Raw genomic sequence first — 4236 nt, 5'->3', positions numbered from 1 at the left:
GTCGTCAGGCCAATCACAGGATCGCATGGTGACGCCAGACGCGGCGCGAGCAGCGAGGTAGCCCGGATGAGCGGAGCGATATCCGGGTCGATCGCGCCATCAAGAGAGATCCCGCATGTCGCTCTCGCTCATGCGGGCTACTTGCTGCCGGAATGATCTCTGCAGCCCGCAGCGTGCCATGTTGCGTCACGTGCCCATCACGAACGACTTTGGCAGGCTGGTCTCATGTCTCTTGTCAAAAGGCAGAGCCGACGCGTTTCTGCTGGTCCCGAGTATTGCTGCGCATGACCCGAAGCCGAAATTACGCCCATTGATGGCCCGGTAGTTAATAGAAGAACGCTTTGTACAGCGGCCTTCCTTGATTTTCTCGAAGGAATGGATCTCCCGGTTTGCTGAGTCTTTGCGGGAGCGAAGGATCAGTAAGCCACGGAAACACCTTCTCGATGTCGTGCGAGACTGGGTCGTTCGTTACGCCAATCTGAGCACCGAGAAAACGCGCCCCTAGTCCCAAGGAGCGTTCGGGATGCTCCGGATCGAAGAGATGAGCCGAAGACGGATCGGCCGGATCATCCAGCGCGATCATTGGTGGCAGCAATCCGATTGGAATGTCTGAGGTGCCCGTAACCGTGAGCGCGTTTGATGCTGTTATGATCGACCACTTTTGTTTCGGACCTGTTAGCGAACCCCTGATAGATAGAAGTCGGTCCGCAAGGCCAGGAACGCCATAGTGTTCGCCAGGAACCAAATTGTCCGCATTAAGCAGCAGGCAGATCATTCTGCCGTCCCCCAACTTCAGGATGCCTGCTTGGCCCTGATACAGACTGGCAATTCCCGGACCGTTGATGACTTGCCACGCAGGCATCTCCTGATAGGTGACCTGCGCAACCGTAGAGCTCGTATAGGCAACTCCTCCGACCTCTACGCTAAGTGTCAGACGATACCGGATCGGGACCTCCAACCAACTCCACTTATACTTGTCGGCGGCAATTAAAGTTGCGATCCAAACAAGGCCCGCCACGATGGCGGCCACAGGGATCGCCGCGACAATCAATCCGATTTTCACGGTTCGATTCATGGACGACAGAACGCAGAAGGCAACAAACGCTAACCCAGGCAAGCTAAGGGAAGCCTAATCGAATTTAGTCAGAGTTGAGGGACTGGCCACAATTTCCGCTGTGATGGACAGTACCCGAGTGGGAAAATGGCCCAGCGATGCCGAAATCTTGCAGCGCAACAAGTCGGCAGCTATCTGGGGTACAACCTGCCGTGGTGCTTACGCATTCGTAAGGCAGCCCGTGACCCTGAACGGACCTTTGGCGACCGTTTGCAAAACGTCGCCTCTTTAACTCAAAAGGTGCCGAATGTTTGAGCCTTACCTAACGCGTTGGCGCTTGGTCCCCGATGGTGTTCCGATTACGACGCCGGCCGCCGAATTGCTTCCAGTGCGGCGGTCCGGCGATCCTGCCATGCTCAAAGTGTCTCGAGCAGGCGACGAACGTCGCGGCGGCGCCCTGATGGAATGGTGGGAAGGAGAAGGCGCCGCACGTATCTTAGCTAGAGATCATGCAGCCGTTCTCATGGAGCGCGCCTTACGCAATTCTTCCTTGGCCGACATGGCCCGCGCGGGACGTGATGATGAAGCCTGCCGTCTTTTGTGCGCGACCGCCACCCGGCTGCACGCTTCCCGCCCGAAGCCCATTCCTGAACTGATGCCTTTGGTGCACTGGTTTCGTGAACTGGAGCCGGCGGCTGCAAAGCATGGGGGCATCCTTGTTCGCTGCGCAGAGACCGCACAATCGCTGCTGGCCGAACCTCGCGAGTGCGTAGCCTTGCATGGAGACCTGCATCACGGCAATGTACTCGACTTTGGTGCGCGCGGCTGGCTTGCCATTGATCCCAAGGGCTTGGTTGGTGAGCGCAGCTTCGACTTCGCCAACATCTTTACCAATCCCGACCTGGACGATCCGAGCCGTCCGGTCGCGACCGAGCCGGGCCGCCTGGCATCGCGCCTAAAAATCGTCAGCGAGGTCGCGAAGGTGGAACGACACCGCCTGCTGTGCTGGATCCTCGCATGGACCGGATTGTCGGCGGCTTGGTCTCTCGGTGACGAAGATCATCCTCAGGCAAGGATCGTTCTGCGCGTTGCAGAGCTAGCCGCTGCCGAACTTGATCGTTAAATCGCAGCAGCTGCGATATTCGCCGTAGGTCGGCTGTTGGCCCAACTGAGAAATCTTCACGGCTGAAATCGATGCCTGCTACCTGAGGTAGTGCAGACCAGATTTGCTCCGAGTGAGGCTTCGGCAGTTGACCCCAAACGGACGTTACACATGAAAAAGCTATTGCTCTTGTGACGTGCCCTGTTTGGTCCGCGGCACTTGTGCTTGCGGCGCGGGGCTCAAACGAACGAGCGCCCTTGACATCCGCCATCAACCCATTGCACAACGCCTGCCTCAACCGGGGTGCCCGCCAACAAGAGCGGGCTGAGAGCACACCCGTCGAACCTGCCTGGGTCATGCCAGCGAAGGGAGTTTTTGATGCATCAGTTTTTCTCTGTCTCGTTTGCCTCATCGCGCCGCGTCCTCTCGGGACGTTCGCTTCGTCGCGTATGCACGGTGGCTTGAGCTTTTAAGCCCACCACGGCCAACGGCCGTCCTGCATACTCTTCGAAGGATTTTCCCCATGCGGTTTGGATTGTTCGGCGGCGCCGCGGCGCCGCGCCACGACGTTGCTTCCGGCGTCAGGAATTTTCATGACTTCGTGGACGCCCAAGTCGAGGCGGAAGCGCTCGGCTTTCATTCGAGCTTCGTCACCGAGCATCACTTCACCGGTATCGGCCAGCTTTCGGCGGTGGTGACGTTTCTGGCGTTCGTCGCGGCGCGCACGACGAGGCTGCGGCTCGGCACCGCCGTGCTGGTGTTGCCGTGGCACAATCCGGTGCTGCTCGCCGAACAGGTCGCGACGCTCGATCTGTTGTCGGGCGGCCGGCTCGATCTCGGCGTCGGCAAGGGTTACCGTCACAACGAGTTCGCGGGCTTTGCGATGCCGCCCGCCGAGGCCGAGCCGCGCTTTGAGGAAGCGCTCGCGGTGCTGCTCCGCGCGCTGTCGTCGGACGCGCCATTCTCGCATCGTGGCCGGTTCTGGCGCTTCGACGAAGTGATCGTCGAGCCGCCGCCGCGGCAACGGCCGCATCCGCCGTTGTGAATCGCGGCGAGCAGCGAGGCCTCCATCACCTCGGCGGCGCGTCGCGGCTACAATCTGCTGCTCGATCAGTTCGCCTCGCCGGCCCAGATCGGCGAGCGCATCGCGCTCTATCGCCGCCAGCTCGAGGCGGCGGGCCACCTATTCGACGAGATGCGAGTGGCCGTCGCGCGCAACGTTTGGGTCGCGACAGACAACGCCGACCGGGACGAGGCCGCGGGTCGCCAGGCAGAGGTGCATCAAAGGCTGCTCGCTCTGTCGCGCGGGCCGGAAAGCCGCAGCGGATCGCATATCCTTGCCTATTCCGACGCACCGGGCGCGCGCGAGGCGCATGCGCTGATTGGTGCGCGCGAGGAGATCGTCGACAAGCTCGGTGAGCTGCGGGACCGCGGCGCCTCCTATGTGCTATTGTTTGGCCAGGGTTCGCGCGAGAATCTTCGGCGATTCGCCGAGCAGGTGATGCCGCATGTGTGATGCGATTCAGGTGAGGCGATTTGGGCGAGGCCACAAGCCCGCCTAGTTGTTCAAGGAGGCAGTCCCAAAGATATCGTGCCTTGCTCTGCTCCTGAACCCGGCCACTCAACATGACGAAGATCGCGCCGTCGCCGAGAACAAATATGCCGCCGAATAGGTTTCAAATCTCGGTCGAGTCGGTTGTCGCGCGAGAACCCGCCGACCTTGAGCGCGCCTTTTCCGATATTGCAAAGCGCGGCTTCAACGCAGCGATTGTCGCGCAGCATCCGATGCGATATTCCTACTCTGACCGGGGTTTCCAGTTCTTCGCCTTTTGACCGTAAGCGGTCTTCGCGATCATTGTTGTTTGGTTCTCTGTCTTCAGTCAGACTGACCGCACCGCACGTCTCGGAGTAATCGCTTCATGTCGTCGAGAAGGGATTTTTTCCAACGCATCGCGCGTTCGATGTCCGCCGGAGACATTGACCACGTCGCCGATTGGTTCACAGAAGACTTCAAACTACACGATCCTTCAATTGGTGGCTTTCGCTTCGGTCATCAGGGCGCGCAAGATATGTTGCGGGC

Annotated in this window: 3 protein-coding genes, 1 pseudogene and 1 riboswitch; of the genes and pseudogenes, 3 read left to right on the top strand and 1 reads right to left on the bottom strand. The window is 59.9% G+C overall.

Annotation, left to right across the window (positions count from 1 at the left end; translation table 11 throughout):
* Positions 1-325 precede the first annotated feature (325 nt).
* Positions 326-1063: a hypothetical protein gene (locus JOZ76_RS19070; RefSeq protein ID WP_291700773.1), complete on the bottom strand. Its 738-nt coding sequence runs from the start codon at positions 1061-1063 to the stop codon at positions 326-328.
* 298 nt (positions 1064-1361) lie between these two features.
* Here JOZ76_RS19070 and JOZ76_RS19065 point away from each other — a divergent pair, with 298 nt between their 5' ends.
* From JOZ76_RS19065 to JOZ76_RS19055, 3 genes and pseudogenes are all read left to right on the top strand, one after another.
* Positions 1362-2177 (top strand): aminoglycoside phosphotransferase family protein, encoded by an 816-nt coding sequence (locus tag JOZ76_RS19065; protein WP_291700770.1) that lies wholly within the window; start codon positions 1362-1364, stop codon positions 2175-2177.
* Positions 2178-2445: 268 nt separating this feature from the next.
* Positions 2446-2544, top strand: a riboswitch (TPP riboswitch).
* A 135-nt stretch (positions 2545-2679) separates the two neighbouring features.
* A pseudogene (locus JOZ76_RS19060) lies at positions 2680-3672 on the top strand (LLM class flavin-dependent oxidoreductase).
* Between the two features lie 110 nt (positions 3673-3782).
* Positions 3783-3989 (top strand): hypothetical protein, encoded by a 207-nt coding sequence (locus JOZ76_RS19055; protein WP_291700768.1) that lies wholly within the window; start codon positions 3783-3785, stop codon positions 3987-3989.
* The last annotated feature ends 247 nt before the right edge of the window (positions 3990-4236 follow it).

This window comes from Bradyrhizobium sp. (assembly GCF_019244115.1).
Classification (GTDB): Bacteria; Pseudomonadota; Alphaproteobacteria; order Rhizobiales; family Xanthobacteraceae; genus Bradyrhizobium.
Note: the sequence above shows the minus strand (reverse complement) of the source record. Positions and strands in the feature narration are given on the sequence as shown.